Annotated in this window: 1 protein-coding gene; it reads right to left on the bottom strand. The window is 36.9% G+C overall.

The window, feature by feature from the left end; translation table 11 throughout:
• On the bottom strand, positions 1 to 262 hold a 262-nt coding region (locus tag ACEN4N_RS11565; RefSeq protein WP_407094277.1), incomplete at its 3' end, for a transposase.
• Position 263: the final 1 nt, after the last annotated feature.

Below are 263 nucleotides of genomic sequence, written 5' to 3'. Positions count from 1 at the left end.
GTCGTAACAGATTAGCTGACGAGTCTGCCGAATAACCAGCAATCAGTTGCATAATGAGCTGTTCTAATATCGCTAAATTATCATGCGTGTAGTAAGCACGGTTATCTTTAATGTCCAGAAGTGATTTTGCCAAATAAGAAAACTTGAAGGTATCCATTACTTCTTTAACTAAGACTAAACCCGAATCACTCGATAAACGACCACCTGTATGCGAAATGATGATGTTTGAATTGAATTTTACCTGGTTTTTGTGTAAGCTAATC

The sequence above is a fragment of the Ruoffia sp. FAM 20857 genome, from assembly GCF_045528645.1.
Lineage (GTDB): Bacteria > Bacillota > Bacilli > Lactobacillales > Aerococcaceae > Ruoffia > Ruoffia halotolerans.
This window is presented reverse-complemented; position numbering and strand designations above follow the sequence as displayed.